Source organism: Micromonospora sp. WMMD1219, assembly GCF_049315215.1.
In the GTDB taxonomy this organism is placed as follows: domain Bacteria; phylum Actinomycetota; class Actinomycetes; order Mycobacteriales; family Micromonosporaceae; genus Micromonospora; species Micromonospora tulbaghiae.
Map to the genome: position 1 here is coordinate 6,592,291 of NZ_CP186057.1, position 23,512 is coordinate 6,615,802.

Consider the following 23,512-nt stretch of genomic DNA (forward strand, 5'->3'; position numbering starts at 1 on the left):
CCTGTCCGGTATTGATCGTAGCGTGTCAGGCATGACGACCTTCGTACTGATTCCCGGGTTCTGGCTCGGCGCATGGGCCTGGCACCCGGTCACCGCCGCCCTGCGCGGGCACGGCCACGAGGTGTACCCGCTGAGCCTGACCGGCCTGGGCGAGCGCGCCCACCTGGCCCGCCCGGACACCGACCTCGACGTCCACGTCACGGACGTGGTCAACCTGCTGCGCTACGAGGACCTGCACGACGTGGTTCTCGTCGGGCACAGCTACGCCGGCGCGGTCGTGACGACCGCCGTTGCCGACCGCATGACCGACCGCATCGCCCAACTGGTCTTCGTCGACACCGGCCCGCTACCCGACGGCGCGGCGAACGCCGATTTCAGCCCGCCCCAGGAGCGTGAACGCAACGCGGCGGTGGTCGCCGAACAGGGCGACGGCTGGCGGCTGCCACCCCCGCCGTGGGCCGAGCTGGCGAGCGCGGCAGACGTCGATGAATCGGTCGTCGCGTTGCTCGATGAGAGGTCGGCGGCCCAGCCGTGGGCGACTGCCACCACCCCGGTACGGCTCACCGGGGCGTGGGAGAAGCTCCCCCGCCTCGGTGTGCTGTCGAGCTTCACCGCCGAGCAGGCACGCGAGATGGCCGCCACCGTGCCGCTGTGCCGGCACATGGCCGGCGATTCGTGGCGGTACGCGGAACTGCCGACCTGGCACTGGCCGATGCTGAGCCGACCGGTCGAGCTGGCCCGGATCCTGCACGATGCCAGGCCCACGGCATAGCCCGCGGTGCCCGGGTGACCTCGCGCCGAGGTCACCCGGGCACCGATACGGGAGGTCACGACGAGGGCCAGAGATCGGTCGGGAGCGAATTGTCAGGTTTCTGCGCTCCCTGCTGACACGAGGAGGAGCGCGACCCGATGGGCGACGGCCAACGTCCGAGACCATTGAACCGCCGCTACGGGCCTGATTCACCCGGCGCCACCCTGATCAGGAGCATGGCCCCATGTGGGCGTTGAGTCTCCTTCTGGGGCTGCTGGTGGTATTGGCGATCACCGCGGCCACCGGCTACTTCGTGGCGCAGGAATTCGCGTACACGTTGACCTACCGCGCCGGCGGCCTGCCCGCTCCGGCGAATCGCGCATCAGCTGACGCCGGTCATGACCGGACCGCCCGCTTGTTGGTCAGGCGCGGGTGCGCTGCCGCTGCCGCGTCGACACGACCGCGACGACAGCCATGAGGACCGCGACGACCAGCGACGGCAGTGCATCGGGCCGGCGCAGCAGTTCCCCCGTCAGCCCGGCGTTGTCCAGCTGGTGCAGCGTGCCCAGCAGCAGGGTGGGGACGACCGCGATCAGCAGCCGCTGGTCGGCGGTCGCCACCCACAGGAAGGCGGCCACGCCGGCGACCACCATGGCGGCGGCGACAATCCGCGGGGCCGCGTCGACCATGCGGAGGCCGCCCGCGGGGATCAGGTGCAGGGCGAGGACGCCGGCGGTGACCAGGACGGCGTTGGCCCGGGGCGCCGGCGGCACGTCCGCCGGACGCCGCAGGCCCAGCACGATCAGGGGCGCGGCGACGACCGGCGCCCACCACTGCGGCAGGCCGTTGAGGAACAGGTACTGGGAGATCGCGGTCGGCACCACCGCCGCGGCGACCGCCAGGACGGCGGCGGTGCGGGTACGGCCCGCGACGAGCGCCACCAGCGCCGCGATCAGCGCGACTTCGTGGACGCCCTGATTCCGCAGGACGGTCAGGGGGTCCGAGAGTCCGCCGTACTGGAACGCCTCGACGATGTCGTCCAGGCCGATGAGCACACCCAGCGCCAGCGCCGCCAGGGCGCCGAGGTGGATGCCCTGCCAGAACAGCACGGCGGCGGGCCGGGGCGCGGTGCTGCCGCCGTGCACCCGCAGGGCGCCCCGGACGAGCGAGGCCGCCTCTCGGAGGCTGGGCCAGCGACGGTCGGTCGGTTCGTCGCCGATCAACGTGTCGATCAGCTCGTCGGCGCGTTCGCGGCGGTAGCCGGCCGGGTAGGCCCGCAGCAGCAGGCGGTAACGCTTCTCCAGAACATCGGAACTCATGCTGGTCTGATCCTCGCGGTAGAAGGTTGAGGGGCACTTGCCTGCGATGTGACCCGGCGTGGCAGGCGGTCCATGACCACCCGCGCGGCCTGGGCGAGCCGGTCGGCCTCTTCGGTGAGTACGCGACAGCCCTCGTCGGTGAGCCGGTAGTAGCGACGGGCACGCCCGTTGACGATCTCCTCCCCGTCGGCGGTGACGAGTCCCTCGCCGAGCAGCCGGTCGATCACCGAGTACAGCGATCCGGCGGCGAGGGTCACCCGCCCGTCGGACAACTCGGTCACCCGCTTGATCACGGCGTAACCGTGGAGCGGCCCGCCGAGCAGGGCGGCGAGGACGAAGTACGACGGTTCCCGTAGCGCGGGACGCGAAGCAGATCCCATGCCGCCGAATATACAAACAACTTGAGTATCCGTCCAAGGTGACTGTTCACAGTGCCCCTTGCTCAAATTATCTTAATGGTTAAGGTAATCGGATGAGCGCATCGACCGACTTCTCCGTGGTGATCGCCGGCGCAGGCCTCTCCGGCCTCTGCCTCGCCCAGTACCTGACGCGTGCCGGCGTCGACGTGCACGTCTACGAGCGGGACCCCGGCCCCTTCGTCCGGCGGCAGGGCTACCGGATCATCCTCGACCGGCACGGGCTGGCGGCGCTGCGCGAGAGCCTGCCCCGCCCGCTGTACCGCCTGGCGCTGACCACCGGCGACGAGCCCGGCGGGCACCTGCGCTTCACCGACCGACGGCTGCGGGACGCCTTCACGATCACCTTCAAGGACGATCCGCACGAGACCCGCCAGGTGGACCGGCTGACGCTGCGGTCGATCCTCCAGTCCGGACTGGACGGGCGCATCCACTACGGCAAGGCCGCCGTCGCCGTGGACAGCGGCGGCCCGGCCGGGCTGCGGCTGCGGTTCTCCGACGGCAGCGCCGCCGCGGCCACAGTCGTGGTGGGCGCCGACGGCGTCGGTTCGGCGCTACGCGCGCAGCTCATGCCGGACGCCGACCCCTCGGACACCCCGATGGCGGGCATCTACGGCCGGTCGCCGCTGTGGCGCGACGGCGCGAGCGTCATCCCGGACGCGCTGCGCACCAGCGGGGTCCTGTCCATCGCCGACCGGCCGGGCAGCGCATTCTTCTTCACCTCCATGCGGTTCGGCGAGAGCCCACGGGAGGCGTTCACACGCCTCGCGCCGGGCAGCTACGCCCCCACCGGCGACGACTACGTCATGTGGGCACTGCTGCTCCGGCGGGACGAACTGCCTCCCGGCGTACGCGGGGACCTGCGGGCGCTGTGGCACGTGGCGGCCCGGATGAGCATCGACTTCCACCCGCTCGTCCGGCGGCTCGTCGACACGGCCGAGCTGGACGCCACGGTGCTCAACCTCTTCGCCACCGGCCGGCGGCCGCACCGGTGGGCGGTGCCCCGGGCGACGATGATGGGCGACGCCGTACACGTCATGCCGCCGTTCGGCGCGCACGGCGGCAACACCGCGCTGCGCGACGCCGCCCTGCTCGGCCACAGGCTGGTCGAGGCCCGGAGGAACGGCACGCCCGTGGAAGAGGCGATCGCCGGCTACCAGGACGAGATGGTGCCGTACGCCTTCCACGCCGTCGACGACGCCGCCAGGCTGATGCGCCGCCTCACCGGAGGCGCCGCGGCACCGCACTGGGTGCTGACCCGCGTGCTACCTCGGCTGCATCGGGTCACCGTGCCGGAGGCATGATTGCCCGCATGTCCCACGATCCGGCCCGCGCCTCCGCGATCGCCGACCTCATGAGCGCCGGGCGGGAGACGTCGCGGCTGTCCACCGTGCTCCGGTACGCCATCGCGGAACGGCTCGGCCTCGCCGTGAGCGACCTGGAGTGCCTGGACTTCCTGGCGGACGTCGGATCCGCCACGGCGGGACAGATCGCCGAGCGGACCAACCTCACCACCGGCGCGGTCACCAGCATGGTCCGCCGGCTCCAGCAGGCCGGCTACGTGACGGCCGAACGCGACCCGGCCGATCGACGGCGGGTCGTCGTCACCATGCGGCCGGAGCGGATCGCCGACCTGGAGCGACCGTACGAGCGTTTCGCCGAGCGGGCGGAACGGCTCGTCGAGGGCTACAGCGCCGAGGAGGTCGGGCTGCTGGTCCGGCACCACGGCCGCCTGCAGGAGATGTACCTCGCCGAGCTGGACCACCTCCGCGGCGGCGGCACCCCGCAGCCTTCCGTGTGAGCCGGCGTCTCCTGTCGCTCTGCCGCTATCCCACAGTCGCCAGGAAGTCCGAGTAGAACAGGCCCAGGCCGGCCGCGACGCAGACGCCGGCCACGATCCAGAACCGGACCACGATTGTCGACTCGCTCCACCCGGCCAGCTCGAAGTGGTGGTGCAACGGCACCATCCGGAAGACGCGTCGTCCGGTGGTCCGGTACGAGACGATCTGGATCACCCAGGTCGTGGTGATGATGACGAAGAGCCCGCCGATCAGGATCGAGAGCAGCGTCGTACGGGTCACCACAGCGAGCCCGCCGATCAGGCCGCCCAGCCCGAGCGCGCCCACGTCACCCATGAAGATCCGCGCCGGGGACGTGTTCCACCACAGGAAGCCCACGCAGGCGCCGGCCGCCGCTGCCGCGATCATGGCGATCTCCAGGGGATCGCGGACCTGGTAGCAGTACTCGTTCACGCGCGCGTACCCGTCGTCTGCGCACCAGTGCCGGTACTGCCAGAAGCCGATCAGCGAGTACGCGCCGAGCACCAGGATCGACGCGCCGGTGGCGAGGCCGTCGAGGCCGTCGGTGAGGTTCACCCCGTTCGACATCGCCGCGATCACGAAGATGAAGACCATGACCGCGCCGACCTTGCCGACGTCCAGCCAGCTGATGTCGCGGATGAGCGAGATGTGCTCGCTGGCCACGGTCTGGCCGTTGGTGCTGGGCACGTACAGCGCGGCCACGCCGAACCCGCCGCCGACGAGCGCCTGGCCGAGCAGCTTGCCCTTGGCCGACAGCCCGTCGGAGTTGCGCCGGCGCACCTTGAGGATGTCGTCGAAGAAGCCGACCGCGCCGCAGAAGACGAACAGCCCGAGCAGCACCAGGGCCGTCATGGTGGGCCCCTCCTGCGCGATCTGCCGTTCGGGCAGGGTGGTCAGGGCGAGGTGCCCGGCGACGTACGCGAGGACCGTCGCCACGATGAAGACGACGCCGCCCATCGTGGGCGTGCCCACCTTGTGCTCGTTGCTGGCGAGCCCGATGGACCGGATCGGCTGACCGGCCTTCAGCGCGGTGAAGACGCGAACCGCCACCGGCGTGCCGAACAGGGAGATGACGAACGCGACAGCGGCCGCGACGATGACCGCCCTCACCGGCGGACCTCCACGAGGTCCGGATCTCGTACCGCGTTCCCACCGCTCTTCGCGAAGTCGTCGACCACGACACGTGAGCTTGCCATCCGGCGGCGGACGGAGCAGCCCCCTGACCGTCACCACGCCGAGGCTGGCGCGTACGCCGTAGCGTCGACGGCATGAGAACGATGGTGGTGTCGCTCGCGATGATGCTGGTGCTGGTGCTCGCGCTCGTCGTCTTCGTCGCCCGGCGCGACCGGACGAGGCGCCCGTCGGACGAGGACTCGGCTGCGGTTCACCAGGCCCGCGCCGACCAGCACCGGCACGACGCGCAGCGGCAGGTCGCGTCGGGCCTCGCCGAGCGGCACCGCAACCCGCCGAGCACATAGCCACGACCGGAGGATGCGGTTGCGCGTACCCCTGATCCTGAGCTCATGGGCGACGCGGACGTGCTTGCGGCCACCGAGATCGGCCTGCTTCAGGGCGGTGACCGGGGCGCGGTAGTCGCCGCTCTGGCCATGCTGAACGCGCGCGGGGTCCTGGCGGCAGGGGCCGGCCGGGTCCGCCGGACAGGGTCGCTTCCGCCGGAGGCCGAGCCGCTGGAGCGGGCGCTGTACACCGCCCTCTACGGATCCGTCGGCCCCGGGGAGCTCGCCCGGCAGAAGCGCGTGCAGCGAGCACTCCGCGACGTGCGAGGGAGCCTGGCCCGGCGGGGTCTCGCGCGGACGCCCGGCCGGCGGGCGCTGCTGCCGATCCTGCTGGTGGCGCTGCCTCCGGCGTTGCTCGTGAAGCTGGTGGCAGCGGGAATGGTCGGTGTGACCGAGGGACTGGTGGCCGTCGTGGTTCTCGTGGGGATCGCCGTGTGGTCACTGCCCCTCCGTACCGTCGCCGGAACGCGAGCCCTGGCCGCCGCCCGGGCCCGACACGTCGGCCTCGTCGAACGAGCCGACCTGGAGCCGGCGGAGGTCGGCCTCGCGGTGGCGCTCTTCGGAACCCCCGCGGCACAGGCGCTGATGCCGCGGTTCGCCCGGGACGCCGGTCTGCTCGACGGTGGCCGGTCCTCACACCAGGTCGACAGCCGCCTCGATTCGTCGCCGTGGGGCGCGAACACCAGCAGCTTCTGGAACTGACCGGCCGCCCTCACCGCTCCGGCGTCAGGTAGCCGCGGGAGAACGCTGCCGCGACGGCCGCCGCGCGGTCGTTGACGCCGAGTTTCGCGTACGCGTGCAGCAGGTGCGTCTTGACAGTCGCCTCGCTGATGAACAACTGCCGCGCCGCCTCGCGGTTGGTCGAGCCCCGGGCGACCAGCTCCAGCACCTCCAGTTCCCGCTGCGACAGCGGCTCCGAGGCCGGTTGCCGCATCTGCCGCATGAGCCGCGTCGCGACCGCCGGGGACAGCGCGGCCTGCCCCTGCGCGGCCGCCTCCACCGCGCGGAACAGCTCCTCGCTCGGCGCGTCCTTCAGCAGGTAGCCGGTGGCGCCCGCCTCGATGGCGGGGAGCACGTCGCTGTCCGTGTCGTACGTCGTCAGCACCAGAACGCGGGCCGGCACTCCCCGTCTCGCCAGCTCCCGGATGGCGCAGACGCCGTCGACGCGCGGCATACGCAGGTCCATGAGGATCACGTCCGGCCGGAGCGCCTCCCCCGCGACGATCGCCTCCGCACCGTCACCCGCCTCGCCCAGCACCTCGAAACGCGGGTCGGCGCTGAACATGCCGCGCAGCCCGTTGCGTACGACCGGGTGGTCGTCGACGATCAGCAGCGAGATCACCGGCCCGCTCCGGCGGGGATGGCCGGCACCGTGGCCGAGATCGCCGTACCGCCGCCCGGCTCCGACTCGATCTCCAGCCGCCCGGCGAGGCGCTGCACCCGCTGCCGCATGCCGGTGAGCCCGAAACCCCCGGCGCCGTCGGCGCGCCTGGCGCCGGGCTCGAAACCCACCCCGTCGTCGCGTACGTCGAGCGTCACCAGGTCCTCCATGTACGACAGCGTCAGCCCGACCCGGCTGGCCCGGGCATGCTTGGCGACGTTGGCGAGTGCCTCCTGCGCGGCCCGCAGCAGTGTCACCTCGACATCGGCGTGCATCGGGCGCGGATCGCCGGTGGTGGTCAGCACCGCGTCGATGTGGTGCACCTGCGACCAGCGCCGGGTCACGTCGCTGATCGCCTCCGGCAGCCGGGCCTCGGCGAGCACCTCGGGCTGCACGGCGTGCACCGTACGGCGGGCCTCGGTGAGGCTGTCGCGGGCCAGGTTCTTCGCGTTGTCCACGTGCCGGCGCCACGCCTCGTCCCGGTCGGCCGTCTGCTCGGCGGCCTGGAGCTGGGTGAGGATGCCGGCGAGCCCCTGGGCGAGGGTGTCGTGGATCTCCCGGGCCATCCGCTGCCGCTCGTCCTGCACGCCCGCCTCGCGGGCCTGCACGAGCAGCTGGGCGTGCAGCCCGGCGTTCTCCGCCAGCGCCGCCTCCAGCTTGACGTTCGCCTCGTGCAGCTCGGCGAGCGCCCGCTTCTGCCTGTGGTTGCGCCGGTCGTCCAGCTCGGCGAAGCGGAAGAACGCCCCGGCCAGCACGATCATGACCAGGGACAGCACCAGCCACTCGTTCACCGTCGCGCCGGACAGGCCACCGGTGGAGGACGCGGCCTGGATCATCGCCGTGGCGGCGACCCCCGCGTACCGCCAGCGGCCCTTCAGGAACAGGAACGCGTGGACGTACCCGATGAAGGTGAAGATGCCGTACCAGGGAGCGAGCGTCACCACGCTCGCGCCCAGCACGATCAGCCCCACGTAGTAGAGGCCCGTCAACGGGCCACTCTCCTGCCACTGCGGGTGGGCATGGAACCAGCCCACCCAGAGGGCGATCACGAGCGTGAGCCCGAGCACCAGCGGCAGGTTCAGTGACACGTCCCAGAACGGCAGCACCAGCGTGATGAGCGCGCAGACCGACAGGAGGACGTACGGCAGGGCGGTGAAGAACACCGTCTCCTTGCGTTCCCAGCGGTCGAACTCCGCACGTAGCTCGGCCTCGATACTCACGACCTACTCCCAGCGGAAGTACCGCGCGGCCAGCCCGCCGGCCACGATCGTCCACCCCAGCATCACAGCCACGTGCAGCACCTGCGGCCACTGACCGGCGGTGGCGTCCTGCAATGATTGCACGCCCGCCCCGAGCGGGGTGAAGTCGCTGATCCCCCGCAGCACGCCGGGCATGCTGTCGCGCGGGAGCCAGAGACCGGCGAAGAACACGACCGGAAAGAAGAGTACGGTCCCGACCGCCCCGGCACTCTTGCCGCCGGGCGCGAGCGCGGCGACGAGCAGACCGATCGCGAACATCGTCACGGCCGCCAGCACGTAACTCGTCAGGTACGCCGGCACCTGCCGGGGCAGCCGTACGCCGAACGCCAACCGGCCGATGGCGAGCGCGACGAGCATCGTCACCACGGACATCGCAGTGGACATCAGCAACTGCGCGCCGAGCATCGCCGCCGGCTTGACCGGCGTGGTCCGCATCCGGCGCAGCACACCCTTCTCCCGGTAGGTGGCGAGCAGTTGGCAAAGGCTGTTCAGCGCGAACATGGCGATGCTCAGCGCGACGATGATCGGCACGTACAGGTCGATGGTCCGCAGCCCGCCGAGGTCGGCGTCGGGCTCCCGGAACGCGGGGATCGCACCGAAGATGACGAGCAGGAGCGGCGGGAAACCGAGGGCGAAGAAGACGATGATCGGCTCGCGGAAGAACAGTCTGGTCTCGGTGGCGGTGAGCCGGTACAGCGCGGACATGATGTCTCCTCAGGCGTCGATCGGGCGGCCGGTGAGCGCGACGAACGCGTCGTCCAGTGAGGTCTGCTCGACCCGCAGATCGGCCGCGACCACCTGATGGCGGGCGAGCACAGTGGTCACGGCGAGCAGCAGGTCTCCCGTACCGGTCACGAGGAGCTGGCTGCCGGCCCGCTCGACGGACGTGACCTCCGGCAGCGCGGTCAGCAGGGCGTGATCAAGCGGCGCGGAGGGCCGGAACCGGATTCGCTGCCGGTCGTCGACGCGCGCCACGAGCCCGGCCAGGGAGTCGAGCGCGACCAGGCGACCGGCGTCGATCACCGCCAGCCGGTCGCAGAGCCGTTCCGCCTCCTCCATGAAGTGCGTGACCAGCAGCACCGTCACACCCCGATCACGGACGCCCTCGATCAGATCCCACGTGTCGCGCCGCGCCTGCGGGTCGAGGCCGGTGGTCAGCTCGTCGAGCACCGCCACCTCCGGGTCGCCGACCAGCGCGAGCGCGATCGACAGCCGCTGCTTCTGCCCGCCGGAGAGCCGCCGGAACTGCGTGCCGAGCTTTTCGGTGAGACCCAGCGTGTCGATCAGCGCACCCCAGTCGGCCGGCCGGCGGTAGAAGGAGCTGTACAGCTCCATCGCCTCGCCGACTGTGAGCTTGTCGGGCAGCTCGCTCGCCTGGAGCTGCGCGCCGAGCAGGTGCCGCATCTCCCCGGTGTCACGTTGCGGGTCGATGCCGCAGACCCGGACGGTGCCGCCGTCCGGGACGCGCAGCCCTTCGACGCACTCGACTGTCGTGGTCTTGCCGGCCCCGTTCGGGCCCAGGATGCCGAAGATCTCGCCCTGCTCGACGGCGAAGCTGACGCCGTCCACAGCGGTGTGCTCGCCGTAACGCTTGACGAGGCCGTCCACCTCGATGATTGCCATGACAGAAGCGTGCCGTCCGGCACCCGTACGCCGAATCGACTGCGCGGCGAGAGCCGCCGCGCAGCCCGGTGGGTGCGGCGGTCAACCAGGTGGTTGATGCCGGGGTCGACCGGGGTCGTTGGCATGCTGCCGGCGATGGCCGGGGCGGCTTAATCGGTGGCCGCCCGGCAACCGGCCGCGCAGGATCACCCAGTGGCTTCACCCGACATGGTTCTCTCCGACCTTCGCGAGGCGTGGCGCGAGGCGCTGGCCGACCGCCTTCTGGGCCTGTACCTGCACGGCTCACTGGTGGCAGGCGACTTCGATCTGGGCCGCAGCGACCTGGACCTGCTCGCGGTCCTCGCCGGCGACCCGGACGAGAAGCTCCTCGACGTACTCGCCGGACTGCACGCGGATCTCGACCGGCGGCATCCGCAGTGGGCGGGCCGGATCGAGGTGGAATACGTGTCACTGGACGCGGTGCGCGCCGTCGGCGGCCGGGGCCACCTGATCGCCCGGATCAGCCCCGGCGAGTCGCTGCACCTGCTGCCCGCCACCACTCACCGCGTCGTGACCTGGGTCGCCGTGCGCGACCACGGCCGTACGCTGCTGGGACCGCCGGCCGGCGAGGTGCTGCCCGCCGTCGACCCCGGCCTGGTCCGCGCGGCTCTGCTCGGCCACGTCCGCGACTGGCCGGCCTGGGTGCTCGCGATGACCCCACCCGGAGCCCAGTCGTACGCGGTGCTCACGCTCTGCCGGGCCTTCCAGCGGCTGCGCAACGGCCGGCAACTGTCCAAGCGGCAGGCCGCCGAGCAGACCGCCGCCGCCCTCCCGCGATGGGCGGACCTGATCGTCTGGGCGCGTGACTGGTGGTACGACTCCGGCCACGACACCGATCCCGGCCGGTTCGACGAGGTCCGGGCATTCGTGAACGAGGTCAGCGCCGCCATCCTGGCCGCGGAACAACGCAAGGCGTACACCGACCGCGCCCGGTGAATGCCGGCCCAGGATTGGGAACAGTGCGCCGAAGCGCACGGTCAGGCCAACCTGCCGGGGGCGTCGCTGACCTGCGCCCACACGTCGTTCATTCGGGCGGCAGCGCTGCCCGGTAGCGAAACGCGTCACCGATCATCTGACGGGCGGTCGCGGGGTCTGCGATGAGCTGACCTCCTCCGCCGCCTGCGAGGATGTCGGCTTGATGCCGGGCATGGTCACCTGCTCACCACCCGCCCCGGGCGTGGCAGATTCGGGCGCGGCGAAGGTGACCGGAGCGCCGAACGCGGCCCGCCGGGCGGCGCGGCGCAGCGCCGCCAGGACGGCTGGACCGGCGAGGACGATCGCCACGGCGGTGGTGATCGCCCGGCCGGTGTCCCAGCCGAAGGTGGAGGTGACGGCGGTGAACAGGGCGAGGCGGTGCAGGTTCTCCAGTACGGGCGCACCGGCGACGTACGACAGCTGGGTGTCCGCGCCGACGCTGAACGGCCAGAACCACAGGTTCATCAGCAGGCCGTAGCCGTAGGCGGCGAGCACGCCGTAGCCGGCCAGGACGGCGGTCTCGGCCCGCCCGCGCAGCCGGGCCGGGAGCAGGCCGGCGCCGAGGCCGATCCAGGAGGCGCAGAGCATCTGGAACGGTAGCCACGGTCCGACGCCCGCGGTGAGCAGTGCGGACGCGAACAGCGACGTGGCGCCGAGCAGGAATCCGAACCCGGGTCCGAAGACCCGGCCGGCGAGGACGAGCAGGAAGAACACCGTCTCGATGCCCGCGGTTCCCGCGCCCAGGGGCCGCAGGGCGGCGTTGACGGCAGCGAGTACGCCGAGCATCGCGAGCGCTTTGCTGTCGATGCCGCCGGACGTGAGTTCGGCGAGGACGAGCGCCACGAGCACCGGCAGCATGACGAGGAAGACCAGCGGCGCCTCGGCGGTTCGGGCGGTGCTCTCCGGGTGTGCGGGGACGAAGAAGGGCCAGGTGAAGGTGGCCAGCGCGGCGGCCGAGGCGAGAGTCAGCACCACTGCGGAACGCGGGGCGACCCGCAGCACGCTCATGCCGGTCCCCCGGTCGCGCTGATCGCGGCGGCGACCTGTTCCACTGTCAGCCAGGGTGCGGGGGCCAGGACCTTGGCCACCTGCGGCGCGAACGCCGGGGAGGCGAGCATGACCTCGGCGGTGGTGCCGTCGGAGACCGTCTCCCCCTCGGCCATCACCACCACCCGGTCGGCGAGGGTCGCGACGAGTTCGACGTCGTGGGTGGCGACCACCACGGCCCGGCCGTCGCCGGCCAGCATCCGGACGACGGCGGTGAACTGCCGCTTGGCGTGGTAGTCCAGGCCGCGGGTCGGCTCGTCCAGCAGGACCACCGGCGGAGCGGCGGTGAGCTGCACGGCGAGCGCGAGGGCGAGCCGCTGTCCCTCGGACAGGTCCCGGGGGTGCCGGTCACCGGGCAGGCCGGGGACGAGCTGGTCCAGCAGTGCCCGGCAGGTGCCGGCCGGCACGTCGGTCTCCCGGTCGGCCTGGGCGCACTCCGCGTCGACGGTCTCCAGGTAGAGCAGGTCGCCGGAGTTCTGCGGGACGAGGCCGACGTGCCGACGGGCCTGCCCGGCCCGCAGTGCCCTGGGGTCGGCGGTGCCCTGCGGACCGGTCACGGCGACGGTGCCGCCGTGGCGGGGCCCGCTGCCCTGCACCGCCCAGAGCAGGCTGGACTTGCCGGATCCGTTGCGGCCCATCAACGCGACGATCTCGCCGGCTCGCAGATCGAGGTCGACGCCGGCCACCGCGACGGTCCCCGGGTACCGTACGACGATCTTCCGGGCGGTCAGCGTGGGGCGGGTGTCCGCGACCACCGGGGCCGGTGGCGGATCCGCGTCGGCGAGCCGGTGCCGCAGGTCGGACGCCCGTCGGCGGGCGTCGCGGACCGACAGCGGCAGCGGTGTCCAGCCGGCGAGGCGACCCAACTCGATCAGGGGTGGCGCGATGTCGACGTGGGCCAGCGCCGTCGCGGGCGTGCCGTCGTGCACGTGGCCGTCGCCGGGCAGGTACAGCAGCCGGTCGGCGTACTGGAGCACGCGCTCCAGCCGGTGCTCGGCCAGGACCACGGTCACCCCGAGGTCGTGGACCAGACGGGTGACCGTGGCGAGCACGTCCTCCGCCGCGGTGGGGTCCAGCGCGGAGGTGGGTTCGTCGAGCACCAGCACCCGGGGGTGCGCGGTGAGCACCGCGCCGATGGCGACCCGCTGCTGCTGTCCGCCGGACAGCGTCCGCAGGGGCCGGTCCCGCAGGTCGGCGATGCCGAGCAGGTCCAGGGTCTCCTCCACCCGCTTGCGCATCACCGCCGGCGGCAGGGCGAGCTGCTCCATCCCGTACGCCAGTTCCTCCTCGACGGTGTCGGTGACGAAGCCGGCCAGCGGGTCCTGGCCGACCACGCCGACGACGTCGGCGAGGTCACGCGGCGGGTGCGTACGGGTGTCCCGGCCGTCGACGGTGACGGTGCCGTGCAGGGTGCCGCCGGTGAAGTGCGGGACGAGGCCGTTGATTGCCCGCAGCAGCGTCGACTTTCCGGCGCCGGTACGGCCGGCGACCAGGCAGAGTTCACCCTCGTCGATGTGCAGTGTCACGTCCCGCAGCGGCGGCGGGCCGCCCTCGGCGTAGTGGACGGTGACCCGGTCGAAAGTGATCATCGGCGATCTCCCGGTGACTGTGTCGTCGCGACGCGTTCTCCGTCCGCCGGTGTCTTCGGCACGGGGACGGGCGGGTCCACCGCCGGCGGGCGATGGACCCGCACCACGGGCGGTGGTGGTGCCAGCCAGGCCGGCGCCGCGGCGACGCCGACGGCGAGAAGCATCAGCGGGGTCAGTTGCGGCCAGGTGAGCGGGCTGACCGGCGGGTAGAGCAGTTCCGGGTCCACCGAGCCGGCGAGCATGGTCAGCGCCGCGGCGGCCACTCCGCAGCCGGCCACGATCAGCTCGGCCGGGTGCCAGCGGTCCGGCCGGTAGCGGCTGCGGCGGACCCGGCGACCGGCCAGCAGCATGCCGGTCACGGCGGCCACCAGTCCGGCCAGAAGCATCGGCAGCCCCAGGTAGCCGGGTCCGGCGCTGTCGAGCAGCCCGTAGGTGCCGGCGCAGACGCCGACCAGCCCGCCGAGGACGAGCCCGCCGGTGACGGTCCGCTGCCCGGCGGCCACCGAAGCGGTGCGGCCGTAACCACGGGAGTCCATCGCCGCCGCGAGTGCCAGGGACCGGTCCAGCGCGTCGGCCAGCACCGGCAGGGCGATCCCGCGCAGCGCCCGCATCCCCCGCCCGGTCGCGCCACGCAGCCGACGGGCCCGGCGGACCCGGAGCACGCTCTCCACCAGTTGCGGGGCGACCGACAACGCGACCACGACGGCGGTGCCGACCGCGTACAGCGCTCCGGGGACGGCCTTGAGCAGCCGTTTCGGGTTGGCCAGGGCGTTGGCCGCACCGAGGCAGATCAGCATCGTCGCCAGCCGCAGCCCGTCGTAGAAGCCGCCGAGGATCTGCTCGACGGCAACCGGTCCGAACAGGCGGATGCCCGCCGCCCACGCGGGCAGCGGGATCTCCGGCAACCGGACCAGGATGTGTTCGCCCTGGCCGCCGCCGAACACGATCCGGAACACGACCCGCATCGCGACGATCACCATGCCGAGCCAGACGTACATGCGGAACGCCAGAGCCCACGGGGCGTCGCCACGACGGCGCACCACCACAAGCCCGGCGACCGCGACGAGCAGAGCGAGGGGCAGCGGATTCGTGGTGTGGCTGGCCGCGGTCGCCAAGCCGAGCGCCCACAGCCACCACGCGCCCGGATGCAGCCCCCGGGGCAGCCACCACACCGACCACCGGCCCGGCAGACGACCGGCGTCAGCGGCCGGCGACCCGGTGACCGCGGCGTCAGTCATCCGGGCCGGTGGCACGCCGCCGACGGGCCGCGACCAGCGCGCCGGTGGCGAGCACGGCGAGCAGCAGCACCCCGGCGATCGTGCCCAGTGGCAGGCCGTCGTCGTCACGGGACGCGGCGACATCGGTCACCACGGGCTCGTCGGAGGAACCCTGCGGTGCCGTGCTGTTGTCAGCACTCGGCGTCACCGCCAGGGTCGGCGTACCGGCCGTCGGTGACGTGCCGGCGGAGGTCGGCGGGCTGACGGAGGCCGGCGGGCTGACGGAGGCCGGCGGGCTGACGGAGGCCGGCGGGCCGGCGGTGCCGGCCGGCCGGGTGGGCTCACCGGGCCGGCCACCGCCGACCGGCGGCGCCACGACGGTTCCGCCCGCCGGTGGTGGCACCGCCGGCCCGCCGCCGGTGGGCGGCGGAGGGGGCGGCGGTGGCGGTGGAGGGGCGGGTCGTTTCGGCGCGACGCCGGGACGAGGCGCGTCGTTGGCGTTGCGGTTGAGCGAGAACGACCAGCCCTCGAAGCTGCCGGCTGCCGGCCTGCGGTTGAGCACACCCTTGTCGCTGTACGTCCAGCTGCCGCCGTTCGGCGCGTGCCAGTACGACCAGTACGCGCTCGCAGGCGGTGTGTCGACGCACTTCTCCGTCGCGGCCGACGGCTTGCCGTCGATCCGGCAGATGAACCCCTCGCCCCAGCGCAGCGTGCCGGTGATCGGGAAGCCCGCGTTCTTGAGCGCCGCGAGGCCGGTGGCCTGGGTGCCCGGCGCGCAGCGCACCACCGTTCCGCCGCCGAGTTCGTTGAAGTCCACCACGACTGTGACCCCGGAGGCGTCCGGGCAGTAGCCGGCCGACCCGGCGGCCACCACAGGACTGCCCGGTCCGATCGTTGTGCCTGCGGTGACCAGGGCGACGACCAGCGCGCCGCGGGCGGCACGGAGGCTCATCCCGCCCGCCGTCGGCCGAGCACGAGCAGTGTCACTCCGCCACCGATCAGCAGCAGCGCGATCAGCAGATAGCTGCCGATCGCCGCGCCGGTGGTCGGCAGCCCGCCCAGCCCTGACGCGGCCGGGGTCGTGATCGGCGGAGCGGCGGTGGTCGGCGCCGCGGTCGTGGGCGCGGGTGTCGCCGGAGGGCTGGTCACGCTCGGCGTCGGGCCGGCGGTGCCGGTCGGCGGAGGCGACGTGGTGAGCGTGGGAGACGCGGTGGGCGTGGCGGGCGCGGTGGGCGAGGCCGTGCCGGTCGGGGTGGGAGTCGATGTGGGCGGCGTGCCGAGGCCGATCCGGCCCAGCGGGACCTGGGCCAGCCCGAGCAGGGCCTGCGCGGTGGCGCGGCGCCACTGGTCACGGTCGGTGTCGGTGATCCCGCCCGCCGTGGCCGCCGTGAGTCCGTCGGTGTTGTAGGCGATCGCGCCGGCGTCGGCCGAGGCGGCCCCGCCGTCGCCCGCGGTGAGCTGCAGCGCGGCCAGGGCCTTCGCGGCCCGGGCGGCGTCGTCGTCGCGTCCGGCGGCGGCGAGGGCCTGCCCGGCCAGGCCGGTGCTGTTGGAGTTCGCACCGGTGGTCGGTCCCGAACCGCCGAAGGAGCCGTCGGCGTGCTGCTGGGCCACCAGCCAGTCGGCGCCCTTGCGCGCGGCGTCGCCGGCACCGGTGGCGCCGTCCTCGGCGGCGGCCAGCAACGCCTGCACGGCCATCGCGGTCGAGTCGACATCGAGGGTGGTGCCGGGCTGCTCGTCGCAGGAGGAGGACGGCCCGTCGGCGGTGTCCGGGTAGAGCCGGAAGCCACCGGCCGCGCACTGCTGCCGGAGCAGGAAGTCCACAGTGTCCTGCGGTAGGTCGCCGCTGCGGGCCAGGCCGAGCACGGCGAACGACTGGTCGAAGGTGTTGCTGGCGTCCGGGCCGCTGTCGGCGGTGGTGCGGCTGGTGATCCGGCCCCGCTGGTGCCCGGCGTCGGCGCCGGCGATCAGCGACAGGGTTTCCGCCCGCAGGTCGTAGCCGCCGAAGTCGGTGGGGTCGGCGCCGGCGGCGGAGGCGGCGTAGAGCAGTTTCGCGGTGGCCCCGCCGTCGGTGAAGCCCTCGATGCCCCAGTCGTCGTAGCTGTTGTAGGAGCGCACGTGCTTGGCGGCCTGCGCGGTTGCCGCCTGCCGGGTGGGCGCGTCCACGCCGGTGGCGGACAGTGCGACCAGGCCGTCGATGGTCAGCCCCCAGTCCTCGGGGGTGAACGGGCCGGGCAGCGTACCGTCGGTGAACTCGCCGGCCAGCCAGGCCGCGGCGTCGCGGGCGGCTGTGACGTGGGCCGGGGCGGGTGCCGCGACAACGGCCGGCGGGATGCCGGTGATCGCGGCGAGAGCCGTCACCGTGGCTGTACCGAGACCGGTGGTGAGACGCCGGGACAGGGGCATCAGGGGTGCCTTTCGCAGAGCGGTCGGTGAAACCTCCGGAAAGCACCCCGAGAAACGGACACCCCGCTCCGCGTGCTGCGGTGAGCGGGGGTGGTCGGACCTCGGCGGCCCGGACTTCACCCTGTAGACCTCGACAGTGGAAGCCGCTCGTCCCGGGCGGGGCATTCCGGCTCGCGAGAAGGCACTCTCGCTCACGGTTGCGGGTCAGCGCCGGCTTCGAACCGGCTTCCCCCCACACGGGACGTATGCAGTTGTGTGCCCGGCGCACCGGGTGCCGACACCGTACCGCCCGGGCGCGCGACGACGCCAGAGCAGCGGCCGGCACCCGGTGCGCCGCTGGTCACACCTAGGGAGCGGCGATGCTCGGCGGGGCGCCGGCGCCGAAGGACCAGCCCTCGACACTGCCCGGCGCGGGGTTGTAGCTGGTCGCCCCGGACGTGCTGTAGGACCAGGAGCCGCCGCTGGGGGCGTGCCAGTACGACCAGTACGCCGTGACCGGCGGGGTGTTGACGCACGGCTCGGTCGCGGCGGTGGGCTTGCCGTTGATCCGGCAGACGAAGGCCAGGCCCCAGCGGGCGGTGCCGGTGACTGTGAAGCCGGCGGCCTGCAGCGCGGCCAGGCCGGTGGCCGGGTCACCCGGGGCACATCCGACCTGGACGCCGCCGCCGAGTGCGGCGAAGTCGACGACCACTGTGACTCCCGAGGTGCCGACGCAGGCGGCGGCGTGCGCCGCCCGGGGCGCGGGTTCGGCGGCGGTCAGCGCGACGCCCACCACGGCGGCGGCCAGCAGGCCGGCCAGCCAACTGCGGACTGTGGAACGACGGAACACGGGTCCTCCTGTGATCGGGTGAGCGGCGAGGGGGTTCACGGGCAGGCGAGCGCCGGCGCGCCGGGTTCGGCACCGGCGGCGGACAGGCGGGCGTACCCGGTCCCGGTGAGACCGAGGACGGCCTGGGCGGTGGCCCGCGGCGCGGTGGCCGGGTCGAAGCCGCCGCCGTCGAAGTCGACAGCGCCCCGGTCCGCCGGTGCCCCGGCGCAGCCGACCTGGAGTCCGGCGAGGAACACCCGGGCGCGCGCCCAGGCCAGGGGCCGGCTGCCGTCGCGCAGGGCCTGCGCGGCGAGGCCGGTGCTGTTGGCGTTCGGCGCGCCGGCGGCGTTGGCGAAGCCGCCGTCGGCACCTTGGACGGACACGAGCCAGCGCAGCCCGGCGGCGGCGTCGGCCGGACGCCCCGCGGCGCGCAGCGCCTGCGTCGCGAGCGCGGTCGCGTCCACGTCGGACACGCAGACCGGTTGCGCGGGCAGCAGCGGGTAGCCGCCGTCCGGGCATCGGGTGCCGGCCAGCCAGGCGGCCGCCGCCGGTGGCGCCCCGGCCGCTGTGCGGTCCAGCGCCAGCAGCGCGAAGGACTGGCTGAACGCGTTGCTGTAGTCGCCGTACGCGGACCGGTCGCTGAACCGGCCGGCCGGCGTCTGGAGCGAGCGCAGCCGGGCGATCAGGTCGACCCCGCCGACGTCGGCCGGGTCGCCGCCGCGCACCTGCACGGCGAGGGCGAGCTTGGCTGTGGCGCCCGCGTACGCCTCGGCGACGCCGTCGCCGACGTATCCGTCGCGGACGTCCGGCCGGGTGACCCAGGCCAGCGCGTCGGCGCTGTAGTCGTCGGCGGCGCCCGCGGCGGCGAAGGCGAACACGGCGTCGAGGGTCAGCCCCTGGTCGGGGTAGGCGACGCCGTCGAAGACCGCCTCGAAGCGTTCCCCGTCGACCAGTTGCCGGGCGAGCCAGCCGGCGGCGGCCTCGGGGCGGGTGAGGGCGGCGCGCTCGGGTGCGGCGACGGCCGGTGTGGTGAGGATGAGGGCGGCGAGCACGCCGCAGAGGAGCGCGAGCAGGCGGTGCCGGCTTCGGCGGACGACCATCGGAAGCGCCTTTCCGGCCCGGCGGTCGTCGAAAGCCCGGCCGATGCGGCAACGCCGGGTCGGTCGGGACTCCGACCCGTGGGCCACGACGGGTGGGGAGCGGATTCACGCGTACGACGGGTATTCGGGCTCGCCGCCAGAGTCCACTGGACGGCCTACCGTTGCGGGCCAGCGCCGGATTTCGACCGGTCTTCCCCCGCACGTACACGCGGTGGTTCAGTTGTCGCGACAGTCTTATGTGGCCGTAGCCCCGGTGTCAATGCGCCAGGAGCCGCACACGTGCCGTGACGAGCGGCGGAGTCGGCGGTCTCACATTCCGTCGGCCGCGACCGCGTTCCCGCCGGCCGGGGACGGGCCGGCGTCCCGGCGTACGCCGGGTTGCTGCTGCGGGCCGGACAGCTCGTGGGTCGCGCCGCTTCAGCGGGCCGGTGCCGGAAGGTGGAGGCGGCCGTCGTGGACCTCGGCGATCTGGTCGGCGGCGGTGAGGAGCGTGCGGTCGTGGGTGACCAGGACGGTGGCGGTGGCCTGCTGGTGGGTGAGGCGGGTGATCAGGTCGATGACGGCGGCGCCGCGTTCGTGGTCGAGGGCGCTGGTGGGTTCGTCGACGAGCAGCACGGTGGGGTCGTTCATCAGGGCGCGGGCGATGTTGACGCGCTGGCGCTGGCCGCCGGAGAGCTGGTGGGGCCGGCGGTCGGCCTGGCCGGCGAGGCCGACCGCGTCGAGGAGTTCCATGGCGCGGGTGCGGGCCGTGGCCGGCGGGCGGCCGTCGATGTGGGCCATGACCTGGAGCTGCTCGGCGGCGGTGAGGGAGGGCAGCAGGTTGGGCTGCTGGAAGACGATGCCGATCCTGCGGCGGCGCAGGTCGGCGAGTTCGCTCCTGATCATGCCGGTGGTGGGGGTGCCGTCGACGGTGACGGTGCCGGAGTCGGGGGTGATGAGGGTGGCGGCGACCGCGAGGAGGCTGGACTTGCCGGAGCCGGAAGGGCCGATCACTGCGGTCAGGCTGCCCTTGGGTACGTCCAGGGTGACGCGGTCGAGGGCGGTCAGGCGGCCCTCGCCGTCGGGGTAGGTGAGGGTGACGTCGGTCAGGTTCAGGCTCATCGGGCGCTCCCCAGGGCGGTCAGCGGGTCGACGGAGGTGATGCGGCGGATGGACAGAGCGGCTCCGAGCGCGCCGAGGATGACGATCACGGCCGCGGGGAGCAGGACGGTCACCGGGGTCAGGAGGAACGGCACCGCGGACCCGGCGACGAGGGCGCCGAGGGCGGCGGCGATGCCGGTGCCGAGCAGCGTGCCGCCGGTGAGCAGGACGACGGCCTGTCCGAGGGCGTCCTTGAGAAGGTTGGCGGTGGAGGCGCCGAGTGCCTTCAGCACGGCGACGTCACCGCTGCGCTGGATGGTCCAGACGGTGAAGAAGGCACCGATGACCAGGGCGGAGATGGCGAACAGGAAGCCGCGCATCAGCTGTAGGGAGCCGTTCTCGGAGGTGTAGGAGCCGATCGCGGACAGCGAGTCGTCGACGAAGACCGTCTCGGTGCCCGCCTGCCGGTCGATGGCCGCCAGATCGGCCCCCGAGGTGGTGGTCAGGGCGACGACGGTGGCCGTCGGGCCGCCGCCACCGGTGCCGGTGGGAGGCGCGATCCGCTGCCACGCGTCCAAGCTGGTCCACACCACAGGGGTGTGACTGAAGGAGGCGTCGCCCCGTACTGCAGCCACTGTGAGTTGCTGCGCGGCCAGCGTGATCGAGTCACCGGCCTGCACGCCGAGGTCGTCGGCGGCCTTGGTGGACAGCACTGCCGAGCGCCCGTCGATCCGGCCGCTGTCGGGGGCCAGGCGGGAGCCGGGCCGGACGCCGAAGGCGGAGACCCCGGCGCTTCTGTCCCCGGCGGTGGCCTTGGTGGTGGTGATGCCCAGCGGCTCGGCACCGGTGACTCCGGGGGCCTCGGCCCACTGCTCCCACTGCTTCTCGGTGACCGTGGAGTTGGAGTACGACACACTCTGGCCGTCGCCGGGTGCCTGGAAGGCGATCCTGTCGGCGGGCAGGCCGGTGATGGCCGAGACGTTCTGCTGGCCCAGTCCGGCCGTCAACCCGGACAGCAGCCCGACCAGCAGGGTGATCAACATGATGACGGTCCCCATCAGGGCAAAGCGCCCCTTGGCGAACTTCAGATCTCTCCAGGCGACGAACACGGCCTCGGCCTGTCCTTTCCAGCGGTGGAAGCGGTATGGATCCACCATCGCTGCCGACGCCCGTGTGCGCGTCTGGCGTAGGACGGCACTTCGCGGGCCGGAAGACGGCACCCGGGTTCTAACTTTCGATAGAGGCCCCCGGGCCGCCTGCCTCGGTAACGTGGGACGCACTGTGAGCACCGCTGCCCCCGTCCTGACGCCGACCATCCGGGCCTTGGCCTGGTGCCTTCACCTGCTGATCGCCGGCCTGCTCGTCCTGGTCGCCGGCCGGGCGGTGGCCGTCGACCGGCCCCACGCCGGACTGATCGTCGCTGCTGCGGCGGCGTTCGGCCTGACGTACGCCGCCGGGCCGTTCCTTCCCCGCATCCGCCGCTCGCGGCGGACCGCCGCGTGGTGGCTGGCCGCCGTGGGCGCCGTGTGGCTGTTGCTGCTGGGCCTGTCCCCCGACGCGATCTGGGTGGCCTTTCCGCTGTACTTCCTCCAGCTCCACCTGCTGCCGCGCCGCGCCGGCCTGGCTGCCGTGATCGTCACCGCCGCGGCTGCCGTCGCCGGGTTCGCCGCCCACACCGGCTCCTTCACCCCGGCCGTGGCGATCGGTCCCGCGCTCGGCGCCGCCGTCGCCGTCGGGGTGGTGTGGGGATACCAGGCGCTGTACCGGGAGAGCGAGCAGCGCAGGCAACTGATCGAGGAACTCACCGCCACCCGGGCCGACCTGGCCCGGGCCCAGCACACCGCCGGCGTACTCGCCGAACGCGAGCGTCTGGCCCGCGAGATCCACGACACCCTCGCCCAGGGCCTGTCCAGCATCCAGCTGCTGCTGCGCGCCGCCGAGCGCGCCCTGCCCGGCCGGACCGACGCCGCCGCGGGCCACGTCGACGCGGCCCGCCAGGTCGCCGTGGACAACCTCGCCGAGGCCCGGCGCTTCGTCGCCGCACTCACCCCGCCCGCCCTGGAGGGCACCACCCTGGCCGGTGCACTGGAGCGCCTGTGCACCACCACCAGCGCCCGCCACCGCCTCACCGCGCGCTTCCACCTCGTCGGCGACCCCGTGCCGCTGTCGACCGCCCAGGAGGTGGCTCTCCTGCGTGTCGCCCAGTCCGCCCTCGCGAACACGGTCCGGCACGCCCGGGCCACCACCGCCGAGGTCACCCTCAGCAATCTCGGCGACCACGTCGCCCTGCACGTCGTCGACGACGGGCGCGGCTTCGACCCCGAACGGACGTCCGCCCCCGACGCCGACAGCGGCGGCTTCGGCCTGGCGGCCATGCGTGCCCGCATGGACACCCTCGGCGGCACCCTGGCCGTCGAGTCCGCGCCCGGTCACGGCACCGACCTGACCGCCCGGCTTCCCCTCACCCAACCCACCGAGCCCGAGGGCCGCCCGTGACCGACGACGCCCCCATCCGCCTCCTGCTGGCCGACGACCACCCCGTCGTACGGGCCGGGCTGCGCGCCGTGCTGGAAACCGAACCCGGCCTCGTCGTCGTGGCCGAGGCCGCGACCGCCGAGGATGCCGTCACCCGCGCCGCCGAAGGCGACATCGACGTCGTACTGATGGACCTCCAGTTCGGCAAGGGCATGGGCGGCGTCGAAGCCACCGCCCGGATCACCGCCCGCCCGGGAGCGCCGCGCGTGCTGATCGTCACCACCTACGACTCCGACGCCGACACCCTGCCCGCCATCGAGGCCGGCGCCACCGGCTACCTCCTCAAGGACGCCCCACCCGAGGACCTGGCCGCCGCCGTCCGCACCGCCGCCGCCGGACGCACCACGCTGGCGCCCGCCGTCGCGGACCGGCTGATGAACCGCCTGCGTACGCCGGGCACCGCCCTGACCCGACGCGAGACCGAGGTCATCGCGCTGGTTGCTGACGGTCTGTCCAACCAGGCCATCGGCGCCCGCCTCTACCTGACCGAGGGCACGGTCAAGTCCCACCTGGCCCGCATCTACGCCAAACTCGGCGTCGACTCTCGCACCGCCGCCGTCGCCACCGCCACCGACCTCGGCCTCATCCGCCGCTGACCGGGTGTCCGACGGTCGCCTGTTCCCACCCGCCGGT

Annotated in this window: 24 protein-coding genes and 2 riboswitches; of the genes, 8 read left to right on the forward strand and 16 right to left on the reverse strand. The window is 73.3% G+C overall.

From position 1 onward, the window contains the following. The first annotated feature begins 31 nt into the window (after window positions 1-31). Entirely contained in the window at window positions 32-772 is a 741-nt protein-coding gene (locus ACN27C_RS30775; RefSeq protein ID WP_422749801.1) for an alpha/beta fold hydrolase, read from the forward strand. A gap of 401 nt (window positions 773-1,173) precedes the next feature. Here the strand turns inward: ACN27C_RS30775 and ACN27C_RS30780 are convergent, their stop codons facing one another. Together ACN27C_RS30780 and ACN27C_RS30785 are read right to left on the reverse strand one after the other, a co-directional pair. Next, window positions 1,174-2,070 carry a hypothetical protein gene (locus ACN27C_RS30780; RefSeq protein ID WP_422749803.1) on the reverse strand — a complete coding sequence of 299 codons (897 nt, stop codon included), beginning with the start codon at window positions 2,068-2,070 and terminating at the stop codon, window positions 1,174-1,176. Then, window positions 2,067-2,450, reverse strand: a complete 384-nt coding sequence (locus ACN27C_RS30785) for a PadR family transcriptional regulator (RefSeq protein WP_120570861.1) — start codon at window positions 2,448-2,450, stop codon at window positions 2,067-2,069. Before ACN27C_RS30785 ends, ACN27C_RS30780 begins: the two co-directional genes overlap by 4 nt. A 92-nt stretch (window positions 2,451-2,542) precedes the next feature. Here ACN27C_RS30785 and ACN27C_RS30790 point away from each other — a divergent pair, with 92 nt between their 5' ends. Together ACN27C_RS30790 and ACN27C_RS30795 are read left to right on the forward strand one after the other, a co-directional pair. Further along, entirely contained in the window at window positions 2,543-3,790 is a 1,248-nt protein-coding gene (locus ACN27C_RS30790) for an FAD-dependent oxidoreductase (RefSeq protein WP_422749805.1), read from the forward strand. Between the two features lie 8 nt (window positions 3,791-3,798). Beyond that, window positions 3,799-4,287: a MarR family transcriptional regulator gene (locus ACN27C_RS30795; protein ID WP_422749807.1), complete on the forward strand. Its 489-nt coding sequence runs from the start codon at window positions 3,799-3,801 to the stop codon at window positions 4,285-4,287. Between the two features lie 25 nt (window positions 4,288-4,312). On the opposite strand, the gene mraY is transcribed toward ACN27C_RS30795, so the two are convergent. Then, window positions 4,313-5,416 carry a phospho-N-acetylmuramoyl-pentapeptide-transferase gene (gene mraY, locus ACN27C_RS30800; protein ID WP_422749809.1) on the reverse strand — a complete coding sequence of 368 codons (1,104 nt, stop codon included), beginning with the start codon at window positions 5,414-5,416 and terminating at the stop codon, window positions 4,313-4,315. Between the two features lie 158 nt (window positions 5,417-5,574). Here mraY and ACN27C_RS30805 point away from each other — a divergent pair, with 158 nt between their 5' ends. After that, on the forward strand, window positions 5,575-5,784 hold the full coding sequence (locus ACN27C_RS30805; RefSeq protein WP_357792987.1) for a hypothetical protein: 210 nt from the start codon (window positions 5,575-5,577) through the stop codon (window positions 5,782-5,784). Window positions 5,785-5,829: 45 nt separating this feature from the next. After that, a complete protein-coding gene (locus ACN27C_RS30810; protein WP_350815040.1) occupies window positions 5,830-6,525 on the forward strand; it encodes a TIGR04222 domain-containing membrane protein in 696 nt (231 codons plus the stop codon). A 10-nt stretch (window positions 6,526-6,535) separates the two neighbouring features. Here the strand turns inward: ACN27C_RS30810 and ACN27C_RS30815 are convergent, their stop codons facing one another. From ACN27C_RS30815 to ACN27C_RS30830, 4 genes are read right to left on the reverse strand one after another with little or no spacing between them, the layout of a single operon-like run. Next, a complete protein-coding gene (locus ACN27C_RS30815) occupies window positions 6,536-7,165 on the reverse strand; it encodes a response regulator (protein WP_120570867.1) in 630 nt (209 codons plus the stop codon). Beyond that, the gene (locus ACN27C_RS30820) at window positions 7,162-8,424 is read right to left on the reverse strand and encodes a sensor histidine kinase (RefSeq protein ID WP_422749812.1); all 1,263 of its coding nucleotides are present in this window, start codon (window positions 8,422-8,424) and stop codon (window positions 7,162-7,164) included. The genes ACN27C_RS30815 and ACN27C_RS30820 overlap by 4 nt, the downstream gene beginning before the upstream one ends. Before the next feature lie 3 nt (window positions 8,425-8,427). Next, window positions 8,428-9,168: an ABC transporter permease gene (locus ACN27C_RS30825; RefSeq protein WP_422749814.1), complete on the reverse strand. Its 741-nt coding sequence runs from the start codon at window positions 9,166-9,168 to the stop codon at window positions 8,428-8,430. A gap of 9 nt (window positions 9,169-9,177) precedes the next feature. Beyond that, a complete protein-coding gene (locus ACN27C_RS30830) occupies window positions 9,178-10,086 on the reverse strand; it encodes an ABC transporter ATP-binding protein (protein ID WP_422749816.1) in 909 nt (302 codons plus the stop codon). Window positions 10,087-10,278: 192 nt separating this feature from the next. On the opposite strand from ACN27C_RS30830, the gene ACN27C_RS30835 reads away from it, so the two are divergent. Then, complete coding sequence (locus ACN27C_RS30835) at window positions 10,279-11,061, forward strand: aminoglycoside adenylyltransferase domain-containing protein (RefSeq protein ID WP_422749818.1); 783 nt, start codon at window positions 10,279-10,281, stop codon at window positions 11,059-11,061. A 132-nt stretch (window positions 11,062-11,193) separates the two neighbouring features. Here ACN27C_RS30835 and ACN27C_RS30840 read toward each other — a convergent pair whose 3' ends face one another. From ACN27C_RS30840 to ACN27C_RS30880, 9 genes are all read right to left on the reverse strand, one after another. Then, complete coding sequence (locus ACN27C_RS30840) at window positions 11,194-12,108, reverse strand: ECF transporter S component (RefSeq protein ID WP_357899299.1); 915 nt, start codon at window positions 12,106-12,108, stop codon at window positions 11,194-11,196. Further along, window positions 12,105-13,736: an ABC transporter ATP-binding protein gene (locus ACN27C_RS30845; RefSeq protein WP_357899301.1), complete on the reverse strand. Its 1,632-nt coding sequence runs from the start codon at window positions 13,734-13,736 to the stop codon at window positions 12,105-12,107. Before ACN27C_RS30845 ends, ACN27C_RS30840 begins: the two co-directional genes overlap by 4 nt. After that, window positions 13,733-14,974: an energy-coupling factor transporter transmembrane protein EcfT gene (locus ACN27C_RS30850; protein WP_422749821.1), complete on the reverse strand. Its 1,242-nt coding sequence runs from the start codon at window positions 14,972-14,974 to the stop codon at window positions 13,733-13,735. The genes ACN27C_RS30845 and ACN27C_RS30850 overlap by 4 nt, the downstream gene beginning before the upstream one ends. Beyond that, on the reverse strand, window positions 14,967-15,905 hold the full coding sequence (locus ACN27C_RS30855) for a hypothetical protein (protein WP_422749823.1): 939 nt from the start codon (window positions 15,903-15,905) through the stop codon (window positions 14,967-14,969). The genes ACN27C_RS30850 and ACN27C_RS30855 overlap by 8 nt, the downstream gene beginning before the upstream one ends. Further along, window positions 15,902-17,356 carry a cell wall anchor protein gene (locus ACN27C_RS30860; RefSeq protein ID WP_422749825.1) on the reverse strand — a complete coding sequence of 485 codons (1,455 nt, stop codon included), beginning with the start codon at window positions 17,354-17,356 and terminating at the stop codon, window positions 15,902-15,904. The genes ACN27C_RS30855 and ACN27C_RS30860 overlap by 4 nt, the downstream gene beginning before the upstream one ends. Window positions 17,357-17,494: 138 nt before the next feature. Next, a riboswitch (cobalamin riboswitch) is annotated at window positions 17,495-17,611 on the reverse strand. A gap of 91 nt (window positions 17,612-17,702) precedes the next feature. Continuing rightward, window positions 17,703-18,185: a hypothetical protein gene (locus ACN27C_RS30865; RefSeq protein WP_422749827.1), complete on the reverse strand. Its 483-nt coding sequence runs from the start codon at window positions 18,183-18,185 to the stop codon at window positions 17,703-17,705. Between the two features lie 35 nt (window positions 18,186-18,220). Continuing rightward, window positions 18,221-19,264, reverse strand: a complete 1,044-nt coding sequence (locus ACN27C_RS30870; protein WP_422749829.1) for a peptidase — start codon at window positions 19,262-19,264, stop codon at window positions 18,221-18,223. 98 nt (window positions 19,265-19,362) lie between these two features. Then, window positions 19,363-19,555, reverse strand: a riboswitch (cobalamin riboswitch). Window positions 19,556-19,681: 126 nt separating this feature from the next. Beyond that, window positions 19,682-20,365 (reverse strand): ABC transporter ATP-binding protein, encoded by a 684-nt coding sequence (locus tag ACN27C_RS30875; protein ID WP_120570878.1) that lies wholly within the window; start codon window positions 20,363-20,365, stop codon window positions 19,682-19,684. Further along, the gene (locus ACN27C_RS30880) at window positions 20,362-21,387 is read right to left on the reverse strand and encodes an ABC transporter permease (RefSeq protein WP_357899305.1); all 1,026 of its coding nucleotides are present in this window, start codon (window positions 21,385-21,387) and stop codon (window positions 20,362-20,364) included. Before ACN27C_RS30880 ends, ACN27C_RS30875 begins: the two co-directional genes overlap by 4 nt. Window positions 21,388-21,625: 238 nt before the next feature. Between ACN27C_RS30880 and ACN27C_RS30885 the strand changes: the two genes are divergently transcribed. Next, a complete protein-coding gene (locus ACN27C_RS30885; protein ID WP_422749832.1) occupies window positions 21,626-22,840 on the forward strand; it encodes a sensor histidine kinase in 1,215 nt (404 codons plus the stop codon). Beyond that, window positions 22,837-23,475: a response regulator gene (locus ACN27C_RS30890; protein ID WP_422749834.1), complete on the forward strand. Its 639-nt coding sequence runs from the start codon at window positions 22,837-22,839 to the stop codon at window positions 23,473-23,475. The genes ACN27C_RS30885 and ACN27C_RS30890 overlap by 4 nt, the downstream gene beginning before the upstream one ends. Window positions 23,476-23,512: the final 37 nt, after the last annotated feature.

Coding starts and splice junctions, on each gene's coding strand:
- ACN27C_RS30785 (WP_120570861.1), bottom strand. CDS start 2,450: ATGGGATCTGCTTCGCGTCCCGCGCTACGGGAACCGTCGTACTTCGTC.
- ACN27C_RS30795 (WP_422749807.1), top strand. CDS start 3,799: ATGTCCCACGATCCGGCCCGCGCCTCCGCGATCGCCGACCTCATGAGC.
- ACN27C_RS30880 (WP_357899305.1), bottom strand. CDS start 21,387: ATGTTGATCACCCTGCTGGTCGGGCTGCTGTCCGGGTTGACGGCCGGA.
- ACN27C_RS30850 (WP_422749821.1), bottom strand. CDS start 14,974: ATGACTGACGCCGCGGTCACCGGGTCGCCGGCCGCTGACGCCGGTCGT.
- ACN27C_RS30775 (WP_422749801.1), top strand. CDS start 32: ATGACGACCTTCGTACTGATTCCCGGGTTCTGGCTCGGCGCATGGGCC.
- ACN27C_RS30805 (WP_357792987.1), top strand. CDS start 5,575: ATGAGAACGATGGTGGTGTCGCTCGCGATGATGCTGGTGCTGGTGCTC.
- ACN27C_RS30840 (WP_357899299.1), bottom strand. CDS start 12,108: ATGAGCGTGCTGCGGGTCGCCCCGCGTTCCGCAGTGGTGCTGACTCTC.
- ACN27C_RS30875 (WP_120570878.1), bottom strand. CDS start 20,365: ATGAGCCTGAACCTGACCGACGTCACCCTCACCTACCCCGACGGCGAG.
- ACN27C_RS30845 (WP_357899301.1), bottom strand. CDS start 13,736: ATGATCACTTTCGACCGGGTCACCGTCCACTACGCCGAGGGCGGCCCG.
- ACN27C_RS30860 (WP_422749825.1), bottom strand. CDS start 17,356: ATGCCCCTGTCCCGGCGTCTCACCACCGGTCTCGGTACAGCCACGGTG.
- ACN27C_RS30825 (WP_422749814.1), bottom strand. CDS start 9,168: ATGTCCGCGCTGTACCGGCTCACCGCCACCGAGACCAGACTGTTCTTC.
- ACN27C_RS30810 (WP_350815040.1), top strand. CDS start 5,830: ATGGGCGACGCGGACGTGCTTGCGGCCACCGAGATCGGCCTGCTTCAG.
- ACN27C_RS30830 (WP_422749816.1), bottom strand. CDS start 10,086: ATGGCAATCATCGAGGTGGACGGCCTCGTCAAGCGTTACGGCGAGCAC.
- ACN27C_RS30780 (WP_422749803.1), bottom strand. CDS start 2,070: ATGAGTTCCGATGTTCTGGAGAAGCGTTACCGCCTGCTGCTGCGGGCC.
- ACN27C_RS30870 (WP_422749829.1), bottom strand. CDS start 19,264: ATGGTCGTCCGCCGAAGCCGGCACCGCCTGCTCGCGCTCCTCTGCGGC.
- ACN27C_RS30855 (WP_422749823.1), bottom strand. CDS start 15,905: ATGAGCCTCCGTGCCGCCCGCGGCGCGCTGGTCGTCGCCCTGGTCACC.
- ACN27C_RS30790 (WP_422749805.1), top strand. CDS start 2,543: ATGAGCGCATCGACCGACTTCTCCGTGGTGATCGCCGGCGCAGGCCTC.